The organism is Streptomyces sp. NBC_01410, assembly GCF_045040195.1.
Lineage (GTDB): Bacteria > Actinomycetota > Actinomycetes > Streptomycetales > Streptomycetaceae > Streptomyces.
Window position 1 is genome coordinate 7,185,025 of record NZ_CP109530.1, and the last position, 18,990, is coordinate 7,204,014.

General features: G+C 70.0%; 15 protein-coding genes. 8 read left to right on the forward strand and 7 right to left on the reverse strand.

The window, feature by feature from the left end:
* Positions 1-137 precede the first annotated feature (137 nt).
* The 4 genes from OG741_RS32910 (at position 138) to OG741_RS32925 (ending at position 5,980) form a co-directional block, all read left to right on the forward strand.
* Positions 138-1,292, forward strand: a complete 1,155-nt coding sequence (locus OG741_RS32910) for a CaiB/BaiF CoA transferase family protein (protein WP_405603762.1) — start codon at positions 138-140, stop codon at positions 1,290-1,292.
* Entirely contained in the window at positions 1,289-2,431 is a 1,143-nt protein-coding gene (locus OG741_RS32915; RefSeq protein ID WP_405603764.1) for an acyl-CoA dehydrogenase family protein, read from the forward strand. Before OG741_RS32910 ends, OG741_RS32915 begins: the two co-directional genes overlap by 4 nt.
* A 22-nt stretch (positions 2,432-2,453) precedes the next feature.
* Positions 2,454-3,668 carry an acetyl-CoA C-acetyltransferase gene (locus OG741_RS32920; protein WP_405603766.1) on the forward strand — a complete coding sequence of 405 codons (1,215 nt, stop codon included), beginning with the start codon at positions 2,454-2,456 and terminating at the stop codon, positions 3,666-3,668.
* A 137-nt stretch (positions 3,669-3,805) separates the two neighbouring features.
* Positions 3,806-5,980 carry a 3-hydroxyacyl-CoA dehydrogenase NAD-binding domain-containing protein gene (locus OG741_RS32925; RefSeq protein WP_405603768.1) on the forward strand — a complete coding sequence of 725 codons (2,175 nt, stop codon included), beginning with the start codon at positions 3,806-3,808 and terminating at the stop codon, positions 5,978-5,980.
* A 28-nt stretch (positions 5,981-6,008) separates the two neighbouring features.
* Here the strand turns inward: OG741_RS32925 and OG741_RS32930 are convergent, their stop codons facing one another.
* Positions 6,009-6,740, reverse strand: a complete 732-nt coding sequence (locus tag OG741_RS32930) for a MerR family transcriptional regulator (protein ID WP_405603769.1) — start codon at positions 6,738-6,740, stop codon at positions 6,009-6,011.
* Between the two features lie 118 nt (positions 6,741-6,858).
* On the opposite strand from OG741_RS32930, the gene OG741_RS32935 reads away from it, so the two are divergent.
* Positions 6,859-7,338, forward strand: a complete 480-nt coding sequence (locus tag OG741_RS32935) for a macro domain-containing protein (RefSeq protein WP_405603771.1) — start codon at positions 6,859-6,861, stop codon at positions 7,336-7,338.
* A gap of 108 nt (positions 7,339-7,446) precedes the next feature.
* On the opposite strand, the gene OG741_RS32940 is transcribed toward OG741_RS32935, so the two are convergent.
* The 3 genes from OG741_RS32940 to sph all read right to left on the reverse strand — a co-directional run bounded on the left by OG741_RS32940 (position 7,447) and on the right by sph (position 10,646).
* A complete protein-coding gene (locus OG741_RS32940) occupies positions 7,447-8,514 on the reverse strand; it encodes a S1 family peptidase (protein WP_405603773.1) in 1,068 nt (355 codons plus the stop codon).
* Positions 8,515-8,660: 146 nt separating this feature from the next.
* A complete protein-coding gene (locus OG741_RS32945) occupies positions 8,661-9,581 on the reverse strand; it encodes a cation diffusion facilitator family transporter (protein ID WP_405603774.1) in 921 nt (306 codons plus the stop codon).
* 78 nt (positions 9,582-9,659) lie between these two features.
* The gene (gene sph, locus OG741_RS32950; RefSeq protein ID WP_405603776.1) at positions 9,660-10,646 is read right to left on the reverse strand and encodes a sphingomyelin phosphodiesterase; all 987 of its coding nucleotides are present in this window, start codon (positions 10,644-10,646) and stop codon (positions 9,660-9,662) included.
* 155 nt (positions 10,647-10,801) lie between these two features.
* On the opposite strand from sph, the gene OG741_RS32955 reads away from it, so the two are divergent.
* Positions 10,802-11,677, forward strand: a complete 876-nt coding sequence (locus OG741_RS32955) for an oxygenase MpaB family protein (RefSeq protein WP_405603778.1) — start codon at positions 10,802-10,804, stop codon at positions 11,675-11,677.
* A 42-nt stretch (positions 11,678-11,719) separates the two neighbouring features.
* Here OG741_RS32955 and OG741_RS32960 read toward each other — a convergent pair whose 3' ends face one another.
* Entirely contained in the window at positions 11,720-12,760 is a 1,041-nt protein-coding gene (locus OG741_RS32960) for a LacI family DNA-binding transcriptional regulator (RefSeq protein ID WP_405603779.1), read from the reverse strand.
* Positions 12,761-12,911: 151 nt separating this feature from the next.
* Positions 12,912-14,423, reverse strand: a complete 1,512-nt coding sequence (locus OG741_RS32965; RefSeq protein ID WP_405603780.1) for a M1 family metallopeptidase — start codon at positions 14,421-14,423, stop codon at positions 12,912-12,914.
* Between the two features lie 189 nt (positions 14,424-14,612).
* Here OG741_RS32965 and OG741_RS32970 point away from each other — a divergent pair, with 189 nt between their 5' ends.
* Positions 14,613-16,589 carry a Xaa-Pro dipeptidyl-peptidase gene (locus OG741_RS32970; protein WP_405603782.1) on the forward strand — a complete coding sequence of 659 codons (1,977 nt, stop codon included), beginning with the start codon at positions 14,613-14,615 and terminating at the stop codon, positions 16,587-16,589.
* A complete protein-coding gene (locus OG741_RS32975; protein ID WP_405603783.1) occupies positions 16,586-17,866 on the forward strand; it encodes a M14 family metallocarboxypeptidase in 1,281 nt (426 codons plus the stop codon). Before OG741_RS32970 ends, OG741_RS32975 begins: the two co-directional genes overlap by 4 nt.
* A gap of 104 nt (positions 17,867-17,970) precedes the next feature.
* Here the strand turns inward: OG741_RS32975 and OG741_RS32980 are convergent, their stop codons facing one another.
* Positions 17,971-18,927: an FAD-dependent oxidoreductase gene (locus OG741_RS32980; RefSeq protein WP_405603784.1), complete on the reverse strand. Its 957-nt coding sequence runs from the start codon at positions 18,925-18,927 to the stop codon at positions 17,971-17,973.
* Positions 18,928-18,990: the final 63 nt, after the last annotated feature.

The following is an 18,990-nucleotide window of genomic DNA, read 5'->3' on the forward strand; positions in this document are numbered from 1 at the left end:
GATTTCGGTCGGAATCCGCGTGTAGGCTGCGGCCGGTTCTAAGCGCTTGCTCGGCCCAGACCCTTGTGCCGGGTGGAACGCGTTCTTACCATCATCGGTGTTACATCAGTTGTGTCACAGGCAGGGCTGGGGGCTCGATGGCAGCGACGGGGAACGGCCCGCTCGCCGGGGTGCGTGTGGTCGAACTGGCGGGCATCGGGCCCGGTCCGTTCGCCGCCATGCTCCTGGCCGATCTGGGCGCCGATGTCGTACGGGTCGACCGGCCCGGCGGCTCGGGGCTCGCGATCGATCCGGCGTACGACCTCACCAACCGCAACAAGCGCTCCGTACTCGTCGATCTCAAGGCCGACGACGGCCCCGCCCGGGTCCTCGACCTGGTCGAGCGGGCCGACGTACTGATCGAGGGCTACCGGCCCGGCGTCGCCGAGCGGCTCGGCGTCGGACCCCAGGAGTGCCTGGAGCGCAATCCGCGGCTGGTCTACGGGCGGATGACCGGCTGGGGCCAGGAGGGACCGCTCGCCCAGCGGGCCGGGCACGACATCGCGTACATCGCCGTCACCGGCACCCTCGGCCTGATCGGCAAGCCCGACGAGCCGCCCACCGTCCCGGCCAATCTCGTCGGCGATTACGCGGGGGGCTCGCTCTATCTCGTCGTCGGAGTCCTCGCGGCCCTGCAGCACGCCCGGACCGAAGGCGGCTCGGGCCAGGTCGTGGACGCGGCGATCGTCGACGGGGCCGCCCATCTCGCGACGATGATCCACGGCATGATGGCGGCCGGCGGCTGGCAGGACCGGCGCGGGGCGAACCTCCTCGACGGCGGCTGCCCCTTCTACGGGAACTACGAGACCGCGGACGGCCAGTACATGGCCGTCGGGGCGCTGGAGCAGCAGTTCTACAACGAGTTCATCGAACTGCTGGGCATCAAGGACGAGGCCCCGGCCCGTAAGGACTTCGCCCGCTGGGGCGAACTGCGCGCCGCCGTCGCCGCCCGCTTCAAGACCAGGACCCGCGAGGAGTGGACGGCCGTCTTCGAGGGCTCGGACGCCTGCGTCGCACCGGTGCTCTCGCTGCGCGAAGCTCCCTCGCACCCCCATCTCGCGGCCCGCGGAACCTTCGTCGACCACAGCGGAATCACCCAGCCCGCACCCGCGCCCCGCTTCTCCGCCACGCCCGGCTCCGTGTACCGGGGACCCGCCCAGCCGGGCGCCGACACCGCCGAGGTGGCACGCGACTGGGACCTGCCCGGGCTCACCGAAGAGGACCTGCCCGGCCTCACCAAGGAGGACCGTTGAAGCGCCAGATCTTCACCGCCGAGCACGAGGCCTTCCGCGAGACCGTGCGCACCTTCCTCGCCAAGGAGGTCCTTCCGCACTACGAGCAGTGGGAGAAGGACGGCATCGTCAGCCGCGAGGCCTGGCTGGCGGCGGGGAGGCAGGGGCTGCTCGGTCTGGCCGTGCCCGAGGAGTACGGAGGCGGCGGGAACACAGACTTCCGCTACAGCGCCGTCCTGGCGGAGGAGTTCACGCGCGCGGGCGCGGCCGGACTCGCCCTCGGGCTGCACAACGACATCATCGGCCCGTACCTCACCGGGCTCGCCACCGAGGAGCAGAAGCGGCGCTGGCTGCCCGGTTTCTGCAGCGGTGAGATCATCACCGCCATCGCGATGACCGAACCGGGCGCGGGCTCCGACCTCCAGGGCATCCGCACCAGCGCCGAGGACCGCGGAGACCACTGGGTCCTCAACGGCTCCAAGACCTTCATCTCCAACGGAATCCTCGCCGACCTGGTGATCGTCGTCGCGAAGACCACGCCCGAGGGCGGGGCCAAGGGCCTCTCGCTGCTGGTCGTCGAGCGCGGCGCGGAAGGCTTCGAGCGCGGCCGCAATCTCGACAAGATCGGCCAGAAGTCCCAGGACACGGCAGAGCTGTTCTTCAACGACGTACGCGTCCCCAAAGAGAATCTGCTCGGGGAACTCAACGGCGCCTTCATCCATCTGATGACCAATCTCGCGCAGGAGCGGATGGGTATCGCGGTCGCCGGAATCGCCGCCGCCGAATATCTCCTGGAGATCACCACGCAGTACGTCAAGGAGCGGGAGGCCTTCGGGCGGCCGCTCTCCAAGCTTCAGCACATTCGCTTCGAGATCGCCGAAATGGCCACGGAATGCGCCGTGACCCGTGCCTTCCTCGACCGCTGCATCGTGGATCACTCGAACGGGGAACTCGACGCGGTCCATGCCTCGATGGCCAAGTGGTGGGCCACCGAACTCCAGAAGCGGGTCGCCGACCGCTGTCTCCAACTGCACGGCGGCTACGGCTATATGACCGAATACCGCGTCGCCAGGGCATTCACGGACGGCCGTATCCAGACGATCTACGGCGGTACGACCGAGATTATGAAGGAAATCATCGGCCGTTCTCTTCTCGGCTGACACTTATGGAAAGGCTGCTGTCTTGAGTACCGAAGCGTATGTGTACGACGCGATCCGCACCCCGCGCGGGCGCGGCAAGGCCAATGGCGCCCTGCACGGGACCAAGCCGATCGACCTCGTCGTCGGCCTGATCCATGAACTGCGCAGCCGCTTCCCCGGCCTCGACCCGGCGGCCGTCGACGACATCGTGCTCGGCGTCGTCGGACCGGTCGGCGACCAGGGCTCCGACATCGCCCGTATCGCGGCCATCGCGGCCGGACTGCCCGACACCGTCGCCGGCGTACAGGAGAACCGCTTCTGTGCCTCGGGTCTCGAAGCCGTCAACATGGCGGCGATGAAGGTCCGTTCGGGCTGGGAGGACCTGGTCCTCGCCGGTGGCGTCGAGTCGATGTCGCGGGTGCCGATGGCCTCCGACGGCGGCGCCTGGTTCGCCGACCCGATGACCAACTACGACACCGGATTCGTCCCGCAGGGCATCGGCGCCGACCTCATCGCCACCATCGAGGGCTTCTCCCGGCGCGATGTCGACGAGTACGCCTCCCTCTCCCAGGAGCGTGCCGCCGCGGCATGGAAGGACGGCCGCTTCGAGAGGTCCGTGGTCCCGGTCCGCGACCGCAACGGCCTCGTCGTCCTCGACCACGACGAGCACATGCGCCCCGGCACCACCGCCGACAGCCTCGCCGCGCTCAAGCCCTCCTTCGCGGGCATCGGCGACATGGGCGGCTTCGACGCCGTGGCGCTGCAGAAGTACCACTGGGTGGAGAAGATCGACCACGTCCACCACGCGGGCAACTCCTCCGGCATCGTCGACGGAGCGGCGCTCGTCGCGATCGGCACGAAGGAGGTCGGCGAGCGCTACGGCCTGACCCCGCGCGCCCGCATCGTCTCGGCCGCGGTCTCCGGCTCCGAGCCGACCATCATGCTCACCGGCCCCGCGCCCGCCACCCGCAAGGCGCTCGCCAAGGCCGGACTGACGATCGACGACATCGATCTCGTCGAGATCAACGAGGCGTTCGCCGGTGTCGTGCTGCGCTTCGCCCGTGATCTGGACCTCCCGCTGGACAAGATCAACGTCAACGGTGGCGCGATCGCTCTGGGCCACCCGCTCGGCGCGACGGGCGCGATGATCCTCGGCACCGTCATCGACGAACTGGAGCGCCAGGACAAGCGGTACGGCCTCGTCACGCTCTGCGTGGGCGGCGGAATGGGCATCGCCACGATCGTCGAGCGCCTGTAGCGCCGCACGCACACTCCCGGGGCACGCGTACGTCCGGTGCGCGAGCCCGCTGCGGCGCAGCCGCGCGGACGTGTGCGTGACCGTCGCCGCGCGACGGGTCCGCCCGCGTCCTCACCACACCGTCAGGAGACTTCGCAATGACCCAGAGCACCACCATCCGCTGGGAGCAGGACGAGACGGGGATCGTCACCCTCGTCCTCGACGACCCCAACCAGTCCGCGAACACCATGAACCAGGCGTTCAAGGACTCGATCGCGGTCATCGCCGACCGGGCCGAGGCCGAGAAGGACTCGATCCGCGGCATCATCTACACCTCCGCCAAGAAGACCTTCTTCGCGGGCGGCGACCTCAAGGACATGATCAAGGTCGGCCCCGAGCAGGCCCAGCAGGCCTTCGACGCCGGTAGAGCCATCAAGAACTCCCTGCGCCGTATCGAGACCCTGGGCAAGCCCGTCGTCGCGGCCGTCAACGGCGCGGCGCTGGGCGGCGGTTACGAGATCGCGCTCGCCAGCCACCACCGCATCGCGCTCGACGCACCCGGCTCCAAGATCGGCCTGCCCGAGGTCACGCTCGGACTGCTCCCGGCGGCCGGCGGAGTCACCCGTACCGTACGGCTGATGGGCATCGCCGACGCGCTGCTGAAGGTGCTGCTGCAGGGCACGCAGTACTCGCCGCAGCGCGCCCTGGAGAACGGGCTCGTCCACGAAGTCGCCGCCACGCCCGAGGAGATGCTCGCCAAGGCGCGCGCGTTCATCGACGCCAACCCCGTCTCCCAGCAGCCCTGGGACGTCAAGGGTTACAAGATCCCCGGCGGCACCCCGTCCAACCCGCGCTTCGCGGCGAACCTCCCGGCCTTCCCGGCCAACCTCAAGAAGCAGACGGCGGGCGCCCCGTACCCCGCGCCGCGCAACATCCTGGCCGCGGCCGTCGAGGGCTCCCAGGTCGACTTCGAGACCGCGCTGACCATCGAGGCCCGGTACTTCACCGAGCTGGTCACCGGGCAGATCTCCAAGAACATGATCCAGGCGTTCTTCTTCGACCTCCAGGCCGTCAACTCCGGCGCCAACCGCCCCAAGGGCATCGAGCAGCGGCCGGTCCGCAAGGTCGCCGTCCTCGGCGCCGGGATGATGGGCGCGGGCATCGCGTACTCCTGCGCCCGCGCGGGCATCGACGTGGTCCTCAAGGACGTGACGGCCGAGGCGGCCCAGAAGGGCAAGGCGTACTCCGAGAAGCTGCTCGACAAGGCGCTCTCCCGGGGCCGGACCACCGAGGCCAAGCGCGACGCCCTGCTCGCCCGGATCACGCCGACCGCCGACCCCGCCGATCTCGCGGGCTGCGACGCCGTGATCGAGGCGGTCTTCGAGGACACCGCGCTCAAGCACAAGGTGTTCCAGGAGATCCAGGACGTCATCGAGCCGGACGCGCTGCTGTGCTCCAACACCTCGACCCTGCCCATCACCCTGCTCGCCGAAGGCGTCTCGCGGCCCGTCGACTTCATCGGTCTGCACTTCTTCTCGCCGGTCGACAAGATGCCGCTGGTCGAGATCATCAAGGGCGGGCGCACCGGCGACGAGGCGCTCGCCCGCGCCTTCGACCTGGTCCGCCAGATCAACAAGACCCCGATCGTGGTCAACGACTCGCGCGGCTTCTTCACCTCGCGTGTGATCGGGCAGTTCATCAACGAGGGCGTGGCGATGGTCGGCGAGGGCGTCGACCCCGTGTCGATCGAGCAGGCCGCGGCGCAGGCGGGGTACCCCGCCAAGGTGCTCTCGCTGATGGACGAGCTGACGCTGACCCTGCCGCGCAAGATCCGCAACGAGACCAGGCGCGCGGTCGAGGAGACGGGCGGCACCTGGGCCGGCCACCCGGCGGACGCGGTGATCGACCGGATGGTCGACGAGTTCGCGCGTCCGGGCCGCAGCGGCGGGGCGGGCTTCTACGAGTACGGCGAGGACGGCAAGCGGGCCGGACTGTGGCCGGGCCTGCGCGAGCACTTCGCGAAGCCGGACGTCGACGTCCCCTTCACCGACATGAAGGAGCGGATGCTCTTCTCCGAGGCGCTGGACTCCGTCCGCTGCCTGGAGGAGAACGTGCTGACGTCGGTCGCCGACGCCAACATCGGCTCCATCATGGGCATCGGCTTCCCGGCCTGGACGGGCGGCGTGCTGCAGTACATCAACGGCTACGAGGGCGGGCTGCCCGGCTTCGTCGCGCGCGCCCGTGAACTCGCCGAGCGCTACGGCGAGCGCTTCGAGCCGCCGGCGCTGCTTGTGGAGAAGGCGGAGCGCGGCGAGGTCTTCACCGACGCGTGACGCGTGACGCCCGATGCCCGGGCCGCGTTCAGCCCTCCCGGCCGAACGCGGCCCGCAGCTCTTCCTTCAACGACCGCTGAAAGGCGGTGACCAGCGCCTGCACGACCATCGGCTGCATATGGGCGGACAGCGACTTCATCGCGGCCACATGCTCGGGGTCCGACTCCCGCTCCCGGTACGGGTTCCACACCTCGTCGCGGAACAGCCGGGTGAGCTCGTGCGCGGCCGAGCGGGTGTGCTCCAGCAGGACGGTACGGGCGGCGAGGATCGTCTCGTGCGCGATGGGCACGTCGAGCAACTGCACACCGAGCCTCAGCAGCCCCGGGTCGAGCCGGTAGCCGTCCCCGGCGGCATCGCGCTCCAGGACGCCCATCGCCGCGAGCCGGTCGATGTCCTCCTCGCCGAGCGGCCGTCCCGCGCGTCGCTCCAGCTCGGCACGGGTCGCCTCCTCGGCCGAGTCCGGCGACCAGGAAGCCACCAGCGCACGGTGGATGGCGAGGTCGTGCGCGCTCAGGTCGGGCGGCAGCTGTTCCACATAACGCTCGATCGCGGCGAGCGTCATGCCCTGGTGCTGAAGCTCCTCGATGAGGGCGAGCCGGGACAGATGCCCCTGCCCGTAGTGCCCGACGCGACGCGGTCCGATGACCGGGGGCGGCAGCAGCCCGCGCGTGCTGTAGAAGCGAATGGTCCGCACGGTCACCCCGGCACGCGCAGCCAGCTCGTCGACGGTGAGCGTCGGCTCCTCGGTCTCGGTCGCCATGGTCTTCCTCGCCTCTCCCGACATCTACCCGGTGCAACAGTATTGCTGTCTCACCATTGTTGTGAAAGGCGCTGTACAGCGAAGGCCGATTGTCAGTGACCCTCTCTATGGTGGATGAATGCTCGAGATCGAATACGTACAGGGGGACGCCACCACGCCGCGGGGCAAGGGCGTGAAGCTGATCGCGCACGTCTGCAACGACCTGGGCGGTTGGGGCAAGGGTTTCGTGCTGGCGATATCGCGCCGCTGGCCCGCGCCCGAGGCGGCGTACCGCCGCTGGCACCGCGAGCGTGCGGGCAATGACTTCGGGCTCGGCGCCGTGCAGTACGTCCAGGTGGGACCGTATCTGTGGGTGGCGAACATGGTGGGGCAGCGGGGGATGCGGACCGGCAGCAAGGGCGTCCCGGTGCGGTACGAGGCGATCGACACGGCCCTCCGCGCGCTCGCCGAGAAGGCCGCGGAGCTGGAGGCCTCGGTTCATATGCCGAGGATCGGCTGCGGGCTGGCGGGCGGAAAGTGGTCCCGCGTCGAGCCGTTGATAGCTCAGCGGCTGACCGGCCGGGGAATACCGGTCACCGTGTACGACCATCAGGGGTGACAGGATGCCGTCCCGGGCGCAGGGCCGTCGGCGTGGCGCGCCCGCGTCGGTGGCGCGGCAGGCGTGCCCACCCCGGTGGGCACGCCCGCTCTCATCGCACGTCGTGCGTCAGTACACGTTCACGCCGTACACGCTCAGCGCTTCCCGTACCGGCTGGAAGATCGCCGAGCCATTGGTGCCGGAGCAGCCCGAGCTGCCCGAGTGGATGCCCAGGGCCACGGAACCGGCGAAGTGCGCGCCGCCGCTGTCACCGGCGGCAGAACACACGGTGGTGCGGACCATTTGGTAGACGGGCCCCTCGGGGTAGTTCACCGTGACGTTCACCGCGGTGACCCTCCCGGTGGTCACATGGGTGGTCGAGCCGCTCTTCCTGATGGCCTGGCCGACGATGGCATTGGCCGAGGTCACGATGTCCTGGTACGAGCCGTTGTACAGGTTGACCCTGCCGGCGGGCTGGGGGCTGGCGGACAAGTAGCGGACGATGCCGTAGTCGTTGGTCGGGAAGCTCGTGCCCGTGCGGATGCCGATGGGCATTCCACCTGACGTCGCCGACCAGCTGTAGGCCAGATTGGTGCAGTGGCCTGCCGTCAGGAAGTAGCGGGCCGTGCCCCTGGCGACGTTGAAGGCGGCCGAGCAGCGGTAGCCCCCGCCGTAGATTGCGTCGCCGCCCGACACCTCCTTCTTGAAGACGCCCGGCACGCGCGTGATCCGTACCGCCGCGCCGAGTCCTGCGCCCACGTTCCGCAGCTGGGTCATGGAGCGCACGGAGACCGAAGCGTCGGCCTCGACGGCGACCTGGTTGGTGGAGGGGTCGATGCCCCATGAGGTGCCGGTGATCTTCGCCTGGGTTTCGAGGGTGTCGATGGCGGCCCGGAGTTCCGTGGTGCTCCGCTCGACGAGCTTGGGGCGGGCGCCGGCGGCTTTCACCGCTTCGGCCGCGGCCGTATCGGTGACGGCGACGACCAACTCGCCCGTCGCGGCGTCGAGATACGACCCGGCGCTGTTGTCGTCGTCGAGTGCGCGTTCGAGGCTGCTGTCGATGGCGTACTGGGTGGCTGAGGCGGTGACGCCCGGTGTGGGTTCCGGGGCGGCACCGGCGGTGCCCGAGCCCAGGCCGACGGCGGGCAGGGAGATGAGGACGGAAAGGCAGATGCGCGCGCGGAGCGTGCGTCTCATGGGGGGCTTCTCCTTCGTACGAGTGCGCTGTGGGGGAGTGCCGAGAAGTGATGCGAAATGAAGCAGTCCGGTTGATCGATGTGGCATGGCCCTGTCATGTACACAGGAGTGTGGGAATACCGGAGCACCCTCCCGGCAAGGGGGGGTCAGGGATGGATCTGCACGGTGGCCGTGCTCAGCCGCCGGACCCCGTGCATCAGGGCGTGCTCGGCGGCCAACGCCACTTTATGTGCCTGCATCACTGTCAGCGCGGGGTCGACCACGATCGAGGTCTCCGCCCGCAGCCCGTGCCCGAGCCAGCGCATGCGCACGTCCCCCACAGCCCGTACGCCCTCGACATGGGACAACGCGTGCTCGGCCTCGTCGATCAGCGCCGGGTCGACCGCGTCCATCAGCCGGTGCCAGACCTCACGGGCCGCACCGCGCAGTACCAGGGCGATTGCCCCGGTGATCGCGAGCCCGGTCACCGGATCGGCCCACCGCCATCCGAGTGCAGCTCCGCCCGCGCCCAGCAGTACGGCCAGAGAGGTGAACCCGTCGCTGCGGGCGTGCAGTCCGTCGGCCACGAGCGCGGCCGAACCGATCCTGCGGCCGGTCCGGATGCGGGCCCGGGCCACCCACTCGTTGCCGGCGAAGCCCACCAGCGCGCCCCCCGCCACCGCGGCCAGATGACTGACCTCCTGCGGCTCGAACAGCCGTCGCAGCGCCTCGTACCCGGCGAAGAACGCGGACGCGGCGATCACCAGCACCACGAAGACGCCCGCCAGATCCTCGGCACGTCCGAAGCCGTAGGTGTAGCGGCGGGTGGCCGCCCGGCGGCCGAGGAGAAAGGCGAGGCCCAGCGGCAGCGCGGTGAGCGCGTCGGCCGCGTTGTGGACGGTGTCGCCCAGCAGCGCCACCGAGCCCGAGGCGGCCGCGATCACCGCCTGGACTGCGGTCGTCGCGGCGAGCACACCGAAGGAGAACCACAGCGTGCGCAGCCCCTGCGCCGACCCTTCCAGGGCCGCGTCGACGCGGTCGTGCGGAGCGTGATGGTGGTGACCACGGACGTGTCCGAACCCCGTCATGGTCACCACCGTGACACATCAACTAGCTTGCAGCCACTGCCGAAAAGCGGCCTCTGACCAGCTGCGAACGGCTCGCGACTACTGCCCGGACGCGATCACGGGGTAGTGGTCGCTGAGATTGGTGTACGTGTACGTCCTGCCCCAGCTGGAGACCGACCAGGGCGCGCTCTGCTCCTTGATCACCTCGTTGGTCCAGTCGGCCGGCTTCACGTGCCCGGCGCGGTGCAGGACGTAGTCGAGGTCCTCGCGCGGGTCGTCCGGGTAGCGGTAGTTCGCGATCGAGTTCTGCTCGGTGTCGAAGGAGTACGGGTGCCCGGTGCGGGTGTCGGCCCCCGTGAGCCCGGCGTCCGCGAGCATCGTGTTGTACTCCGGCGTCCGCGAGTCGACATTGAAGTCGCCCGCCACCAGGACCTGTTCGGAGGCGGGGATGTTCTTGCCGTCGAGGAAGGCGTCGATGGCCCTGAACTGGAGGCTGCGCATCTGCGCCGCCTCGCCCGCGTCGCAGCCGGGGTCGGTGGACTGCGCGTGCGTGCCCACGACATGGACCTTCGTGCCGTTCACATTCAGCACGACGTACACGAAGCCCTTGTTGGACCACCAGTCGGCACCGCAGGCGTCCTTGTAGACGTACTGCTCCTTGCGCACGATGGGCCACTTGCTGAGGATCGTCACGCCGCCGTCCTCGGGCGTCGTGGCCGAGTACGAACCGCCCGTCGCGTCCCAGCCGTCCTTGCTGCGCCCCATCACCGGGGTCTGGTACGGGTACTGGGCGGCGGCCTTCTGCTTGAGCGCGTCCGACGAGGAGTTGTCGAAGGCCTCCTGGACCACGACGACGTCCTTGCCCTGGAAGAACGAGGTCGCCGGTATCGCGGCGGCCCGGTGGTCCTGGCCCCAGTTGGGGTACAGCGTCTTGCTGAAGAGGAAGGTGTTGTACGTCAGCACCTTCAGGGGCGGGGTCGCCGCCTCGGCGGCGGAAGCCGCCGGAGCCGTCCCGGTCAGGACGGCGGCGGCGAGCGCGGTGGACACAGCTGCGCCAGGGATTCGGCGGAGCACGGAGTGCGGCACAGGAACTCCCAATTCAGGTGGGGGGTACGACCGGCGCGGCACATCAAATCAGCCAGAGTTACCTCCTGGTAATGACCAGGTGCCCACTTTCTTTCCACAACCTCACGATCACACCAACTCCCCGGCGCCCGGCTCGCGACACTACGATGGTGAACATGACCGGGGCCGTGTCAGATCCCGTACCACCACCGCCCGGCGGAGTGCTGTGGTCCGTCGTCGGCGACATCCGCGAGCTGCTCATGCTGCCCGCCGCCCTCGCCCTCCAGGTCGCCCACCCCGCCGTCGCCGCGGGCGTCGACGAGTACTCCGTCTTCCGTACCGACCCCTGGGGCCGCGGTGAGCGCTCCCTGCGCTCGCTCCAGCTGTGGGTGTACGGAGGTGAAGCGGCGGCCGACGAGGGGCGCAGGCTCCGCGAGCTCCACAAGGCGATCCGGGGCACCGACTCCCACGGCCGCCGGTACCGGGCGCTGGATCCCGAGTGCTACTCCTGGGTCCACGCCACCGGCTTCCCCGTCTTCCGGCACGCGCTGCGCTATCTGGCGCGCCCGCTCACCGCGGCGCAGGAGCAGCAGCTGTACGCCGAGTGGCTCCAGGTCGGCCGGATCCTCGGCATCGAGGAGCGGGACATGCCGCAGACGGTCGAGGAGTTCTGGCCGTACTTCCGCAAGAGGCTCGCCGAGGAGGTGGAGGAGACGGCCGTCGTACGCGAACTGGTCGCCCTCGACGTGACCTTGCCGCCTCCCGACCGCGGGCCGCGGGCCGTCAGGGTGCTGCTCGCGATGCTGTGGCCGATGCTGCTTCCGTCGTTCGTCCGCTTCCGCCGCTTCCTCACCATCGGGCTGATGCCGCCCGAGGCGCGCGACGCGATCGGTCTGCAGTGGACCGCGGAGCAGGAGCGCGCACTGCGCAGATTCGCCCGGGTCGTACGGGCCGTGGTTCCCGTACTGCCCGAGCGACTGCGCTACCTCCCGATCGCGCGCGAGGCGCGGCGTGCCGCCGGACTCAGCCGGTCAGTCCGCCGCGTGCGATGACGCGGCACGCCCGCGGGCCGCTCGGTGCAGCCGCGGCGGGCGTCAGGCCGAGGCGCGCCGCACCAGTGTCGTCGGGGTGATCACGGAGGCGGGGGCGCCGGAGCCCGGTTCGCCCTCGTTCAGGACGCGCATCAGCAGCCGTACCATCAACCGGCCCATGCCCTCGATGTCCTGACGGATCGTCGTCAGCGGTGGATCGGTCGACTCGACCACCGAGGCCATGTCGTCGAAACCGACCAGCGCCACATCCTCCGGCACCCGCCGTCCCTGTTCCCGCAGTGTCCGCAGGGCACCCGACGCCATCAGATCGTTCGCGGCGAAGACGGCGTCCAGCTCCGGGCGGCGGTCGAGGAGCTCGGCCATCGCCCGGGCGCCGCTCGCGGCGGTGAAGTCGCCCTGGCAGACAAGACCGGGATCGGCGTCCAGCAGAACGTCGCGGTAGCCGTCGATCCGGTCCGTCGCGGAGGTCTGGTCGCGCGGGCCCGCGATGTGCGCGATCTGTTCGCGGCCGAGAGAGACGAGATACCGCACGGCCTCGCGTGCGCCGCCGCGGTTGTCGCAGTCGACATAGGGGACGGCGGACTCGGCGGCGGCGCCGGGCCAGCCGGGGCGGCCGCCGAACACGGTCGGAACCTTCACCCGGCGGATGATGGAGGGCAGTTCGTCGTCGTTGTGCAGCGAGAAGGCCAGCGCGCCGTCGACATGGCCGCCGCCGAGATAGCGGGCGATCCGGTCGTAGTCCCCGGGACCCTCCACCCACAGCAGTACCAGCTGGGAGTCGTACGCCGTCAGCTCACGGCTGATGCCCCGCACCTGCTGCTCGAAGAAGGGGTCCGAGAAGATCCGGAACTCCGGCTCGGCGATGATCACCGCGATCGCGCCGTTGCGCCGGGTGACCAGCGTGCGGGCCGCGTGATTCGGTACGTACCCGAGTTCCTCGACCGCCTGGCGCACCTTGTCGACCAGCGGCGGTCTGACCCCCGCGCCGCCGTTGACGACCCGCGATGCCGTGGCCCGGGAGACACCGGCGCGAGCGGCGACGGCTTCCAGAGTGGGGCGGGAGCCAGTGGTCTGCTCGGGCAAGGCGGGTGCTCCTCGTCTGCGTCATTCAGCCGCGTGGGACGTACAGGGTATCCGGTCCCGGCGATCGGCTGAGAGCGCTCCCACCCGCGGTGTCCCGAGGTGAACGGCGTCGCAGTCCCGGCCTGGGACCGCGACGCCGCACGCGGGCACCTCAGTTGTGGTCGTGATCGTGATCGTGATCGTGGATCGAGTTCGTCGCGGCGATCTTCTTCCACGACGCGGGCCGGGCGGGCTCCACGTCCGCCCGCGCGATCCGCGCCCCGGCAGCCGCAGGAGCGCCCGGCTTCGACGGCTGGTAGAGCCAGGTGTCGAAGAGCCCGGCCAGCGGCTTGCCGGAGATCTTCTCGGCGAACTTCACGAAGTCGCCGACCTTGGCGTTGCCGTAGGCGTGCTCGGCCGGCCAGCCCTTGAGGATCGCGAAGAAGTCCTTGTCGCCGACTTCGGTGCGCAGCGCCTGCAGCGCCAGCGCACCCCGGTCGTACACGGCGATGTCGAACTGCTTGTCAGCGCCCGGGTCGCCCGGCTTGACCGTCCAGAAGGCGTCGTCGGCCGGGTGCTGTGCGTAGACCCAGTCCGCGAGCTGCTGCGCCGTGCCCTCGCCCTCCTTCTCCGACCACAGCCACTGGCTGTACCGGGCGAAGCCCTCGTTGACCCAGATGTCCTTCCAGCCGTGGACGGAGACGCTGTCGCCGTACCACTGGTGGGCCAGCTCGTGGACGACCACGGAGACATTCGCGCCGTTCGCGAACTGGCGCGGGCTGTAGAACGGGCGGGTCTGCGTCTCCAGCGCGTAGCCACTCTTCACGTTGGGGACATAGCCCCCGAGCGCGTTGAACGGGTACGGGCCGAAGACCTCGGTCAGCCATTCGGCGACCTCACCGGTCCGCTCGACGCTCGCCCGCGCAGCCCCCGCGTTGTCGCCGAGATCCTTGCTGTACGCATTGAGGATCGGCAGCCCGTCGGCCGTCTTGTCCGTCGTGATGTCGAACTTCCCGACGGCGAGCGTGGCCAGATATGACGCCTGCGGCTTGTTGGAGCGCCAGTTGTAGCGGGTCCAGCCGAGCTTCGAACTCTGCGACTGCAGTACGCCGTTGCTGATGGCCTGGGTGCCGTCAGGCACCGAGACGGAGATGTCGTACGTCGCCTTGTCCAGCGGGTGGTCGTTGCTGGGGAACCACCACACGGCCGAGTCCGGTTCCTGGGCCGCGACGCCGCCGTCCGGGGTGCGGTGCCAGGCGGTGTATCCGCCGATGCTCAGCTCGGACGGCTTGCCCGCGTAACGGACCACCACCGAGACGGATTTGCCCTTCTCCAGCGGTGCGACAGGAGTGATGACCAGCTCCTGGTCGCCCTCCTTGGCGAATGTCGCCTTCTTGCCGTTGACCCGGACCTCCTTGACGTTCAGGCCGAAGTCGAGGTTGAAGCGGCTCAGATTCTGCTGGGTGGTGGCGAGAATCGTCGCCGTGCCCTCCAGCAGATCGGTCTTCGGCTGGTAGGTGAGCCTGAGGTCGTAGTGGGATACGTCGTATCCGCCGTTTCCGCTGGCCGGGTAGTAGGGGTCGCCGATGCCCGGTGCGCCCGGCGAGAAGTCCGCGGCCGATGCCGGGATCGCCAGCACGAGAGAGGCCGCGAGCGCGCTCGGGACGATGAGTCTGCGGTGCACGGATGCTCCAAGTCGTGGGGGGTGATGATCACTTGGACCCTATGCAGAGGCCGGGCTCTCAGTCAGGAGCGAAGCTCGGCCTTTCACGGGATCGCCATTCGGCCGACATGAACCCGGGTGTCCCAGTCGTCACTTTGATGCCCTGATGGCCCTCTGTCGCAAGGGAGTTGGCCGGAGTACCTTCCGCCCATGCCGATACGCGCGCGGGGCACCCGCTTGACGTGCAGATCGCTGGTGGTGGCGGCTTCGGCTGCCCTGATGGCCATGACCCTGGCCCCGACGGGCGCCCAGAGCACGCCCTTGCGGGAGAGCAGGCCCGTCTACTCGTACGAGAACGCGATACGCGAGTCCGTGTGGGTCGACACGCGTCTTGACGGTGACGGAGACGGCAGGACCGACCGTGTCGCCGTGGACATCGTCCGGCCGCGGGAGCCTGCCCAGCAGGGCCGGAAAATCCCCGTGATCATGGACGCGAGTCCGTACTACTCCTGCTGCGGACGCGGCAACGAGAGCCAGAAGAAGACCTACGACGCGAACGGCAACGTCGTACAGATGCCGCTCTACTACGACAACTTCTTCGTCCCGCGCGGCTACGCCTTCGTCGGCGTCGATCTGGCGGGAACCAACCGCTCCGACGGCTGCGTCGATGTCGGCGGCCGCTCCGACGTCCAGTCCGCGAAGGCCGTCGTCGACTGGCTGAACGGCCGCGCACGCGGCTACACCACCCGCACCGGCCGTGCACCCGCCCGGGCCGGCTGGACCACCGGCGACACCGGGATGATCGGCAAGAGCTACGACGGCACCATCGCCAACGGCGTCGCGGCGACGGGAGTCGAGGGGCTGAAGACGATCGTCCCGATCGCCGCCATCTCCTCCTGGTACGACTACTACTTCGCCAAGGGCGCCCCGCTCTACGACTCCGGACCCGAATGGCTCTCCGACTATGTCGAGAGCCCCGAGGCCCGCGCCCGCTGCCAGGCAGTCCAGAAGCGGCTGGTCGACGAGGCTCCGCGCACCGGTGACCTGACCCGGCTGTGGAGCGAGCGCGACTACGTCCGCACCGCTGACAACGTCCGCGCCAGCGTCTTCGCGGTGCACGGCATGCAGGACCTCAATGTCCGCAGCAAGCACTTCGGCCAGTGGTGGGACGCCCTCGCCGACCGGGGCGTGGAGCGCAAGGTCTGGCTCTCACAGACCGGGCACGTCGACCCGTTCGACTTCCGCCGGGCCGAGTGGACCAGGACCCTGCACCGCTGGTTCGACCACTATCTCCTCGGCTACGACAACGGCATCGACCGCGAGCCGATGGCCGACATCGAGCGCGCCCCCGACCAGTGGTCCACCGACCGGGTCTGGCCGCCCCGGGTCACCGGCACCACCAGCCTCCGTCCGGGCAAGGGCACTGCGGCAGGCGTCGGCACCCTCGCGCTGACCCCCGCACGTCCCGGCGCGACCGAGACGTTCACCGACGACCGGACGCTGGACGAGACCGACTGGGCCGCGGCGATCGACACGTCGACGCCCGCCAAGGCCGGATTCCTCACCAAGCCGCTCGGCCGCGATCTGCGGATCTCCGGCTCCTCCAAGGTGACGATCACCGCGACCCCGTCCACCACCAGTGCCCATCTCTCCGCGGTCCTCATCGACTTGGGTCCCGACACCATCCGCGACTACGCGGCGGCGGGCGAGGGAATCACCACTCTCACCGACCGCACCTGCTGGGGAGCGAGCACGCCGGGCGACAGCCCCTGCTTCAAGGAGACCAAAGCACGCACGGCCGCCGTCGACTACACGGTCTTCAGCCGAGGCTGGGCCGATCTGGGCAACTACGCCTCCGACGCCACGGGCCGCCCGCTGACCCCCGGCACGGCGTACACCATCACTCTCGACCTGCATGCCAGTGACCATGTCGTCCCGGCCGGGCACCGGCTCGCACTGATCGTCGGCGGCACGGACAGGGATCTGATCGACCCGCCCGCGAGCGCTCCGACGCTCACCCTCGATCTGGCCCGTACCTCGGCGAAGCTGCCGATCGTCGGCGGTGCCCCCGCCTTCGTACGCGCCACAGCGGGCTCCACCGCGTCCGCCGCCCCGAGCGAGTCGCGCCTGAGCGGTGTGGCCGAGCCGCGCAGGATCCGCCCGATCCCGGGAGGCAGCGGCCGATGATCTCCCGTGCCCGCACCATGGCCCTCACGGTCACGGCCGCCGCGCTCGCGCTGCCGTTCGTCTCCGCCCCGGCCGAGGCGGCGCACAGCGTGCCGCGCACCGGCTTCGAGACCAGCAAGGGCGCGCGCTGGACCGGGCAGCCCGAGGAACAGACCTTCCTCGCCGCCGTCGACCGGGGCAGCGAGCGGGTCTCGGTCGGCCGGATCGGTACGACGAAGCAGGGCCGGCCGCTCCAGCTCGTACGGATCGGCTCCCGGCACGCGCCGACCACCGTGCTGCTGATCTGCACGCAGCACGGGGACGAGCCCTCGGGCCGGGAGGCCTGTCTGACCACGATCCGCGATCTCGCGTACGCAAGGGACAGCGACACCCGCAGGCTGCTGTCCCGTACGAGGATCCTCGTCGTCCCCACCGCCAACCCGGACGGACGGGCCGCCGACACCCGCGAGAACTCCGACGGCCTGGACATCAACCGCGACCACATCGCCCTGAAGACCGCCGAGGCGCGGGCGATGGCCGCGGTGATCCGAGACCAACGCCCGGACGTGGTCTACGACTTGCACGAGTACGGCGCGACCCCTCCGTACTACGACAAGGACCTGTTCGACCTCTGGCCGCGCAATCTGAACACCGACGCCAAGGTCCACGAGGAGTCACAGACGCTCTCGCGGGACTATGTCCGCCCGGCCGCACACGAGGGCGGCTTCAGTACGGGCACCTACGGCATCTGGACCGACCCGGTCACGGGCGACCCCGTCAAACAGACCGCGGGCGACGGCCAGGAGCGCATCCTGCGCAATGCCTCGGGCGTCAAGAACGCCCTGGGACTGCTCATCGAGAGCCGCGTCGACCCCATGACACCCGAGGAGAAGGCCGATCCCGCACTGAACAACCGCCGCCGTGTCAGCAGCCAACTGGACGCCCTGGGCGGACTGTTGGCCTTCGCCGACGAACGGCGCGGCCGGATCGGGGCGGTGACCGCGGAGGCCAGGACGGCCGGATTCAAGGATCGTGGCCCGGTCTATCTGGGCGGCGCCGACAACGATCCTGCGACCCCGGAGGAGACCCTCGCTGACCCGCCCTGCGGCTATCGCCTCGACGGCGCGCAGTACGCGGACGTCAGGGACGAACTGGCCCTGCACGGCGTCGCGTCGAGACCGGACGGCGACGGGGCCTTCGTACCGCTGCGGCAGTCCCAGCGCGAGCTGATCCCGCTGCTGCTCGATTCCCGTGCGACATATCACCTCACCTCGGGGCTGGCGGTGGCCACGTGCTGAGGCCGGTTGACCAAACGAGCGGCTGACGCCGAGCGGTCTCACATCGACATCGCCCGCCCCGGGACACTTCGGGGCGGGCGATGCGGCTGTGCGCCCCACTCCGGTCACCGTGCGGCCAGCGCCGCCGCAGACTCCGCGCAACCCCAGGCGACCGTCACTCCGGCGCCGCCGTGGCCGTAGTTGTGGACCAGCAGCCCGCCGCCGGGCAGTTCCTCGGCCTCGATGCGCACGCCGCTCTTCCGCACCGGACGCAGCCCCGCCCGGTGTCCGAGGATCCGCGCCCCCGCGATCTGCGGGCGAATGCGCGCACACCGCTCCACGATCTCCTCGGCCGTCGCCGGATCCGGCGTGAGCCGCCAGTCGTCCTCCTCCGCCGTGCCGCCCAGAATCAGCCGGCCCGGCTGAGGGAAGAAATGCGTCGTCTTCGCGGAAGCGTGGTCTGCCGCGGTGAACCACTCCTCGATGCCCGGATTCTCCACCAGCACCAACTGCCCGCGCACGGACCTCAGCCGGGCGTCCCCGACCAGCTCGCGCGCGCCGAGCCCCGCGCAGTTGACCACGACCCGTGCCCGGTCCGACGCCTCGGCCAGAGTCTTCACCGTACGCGTCACGAGCGTGCCGCCCGCCGCCTCCAACCGCCGTCGCAGCCAGCCCAGATGAACCGGCATGTCGATCAGCGGAAGCCTGGCCCACAGCCCGTTCCCGTACCCCTCGGGCAGCTCGTCGGCGCGCGCCTCGCGCAGGCCCGCCACCTCGGCGGCCCACGGTCCCAGACCCGACAGCCGCTCATGGGCGTGCACGCCCGCGACCAGGCGCACGCCCGTCTCCTCCGGGTCGCCCGCCAGCTGCTCGTACACCCGCAGCGAGGCGAGCGACCATGCGCCGACGCACTCCAGCGGCTCGACGCGGTACGGCCACCACAACGCGCCCGCCATCGCCGATGTCGTCTCCTGCGGCGCGTCCCGCGTCCACACCTGTACGCGGTGGCCACTCTCCGCAAGCACGATCGCCGTCGTCAGCCCTATGACCCCGCCACCCACCACCAACACGTCGCCGCTCATGACGGGACCGTACCCAATGGCGGGCGCCGTGCTCAGAACGGGTCATAGGTGGGGATACTCAGG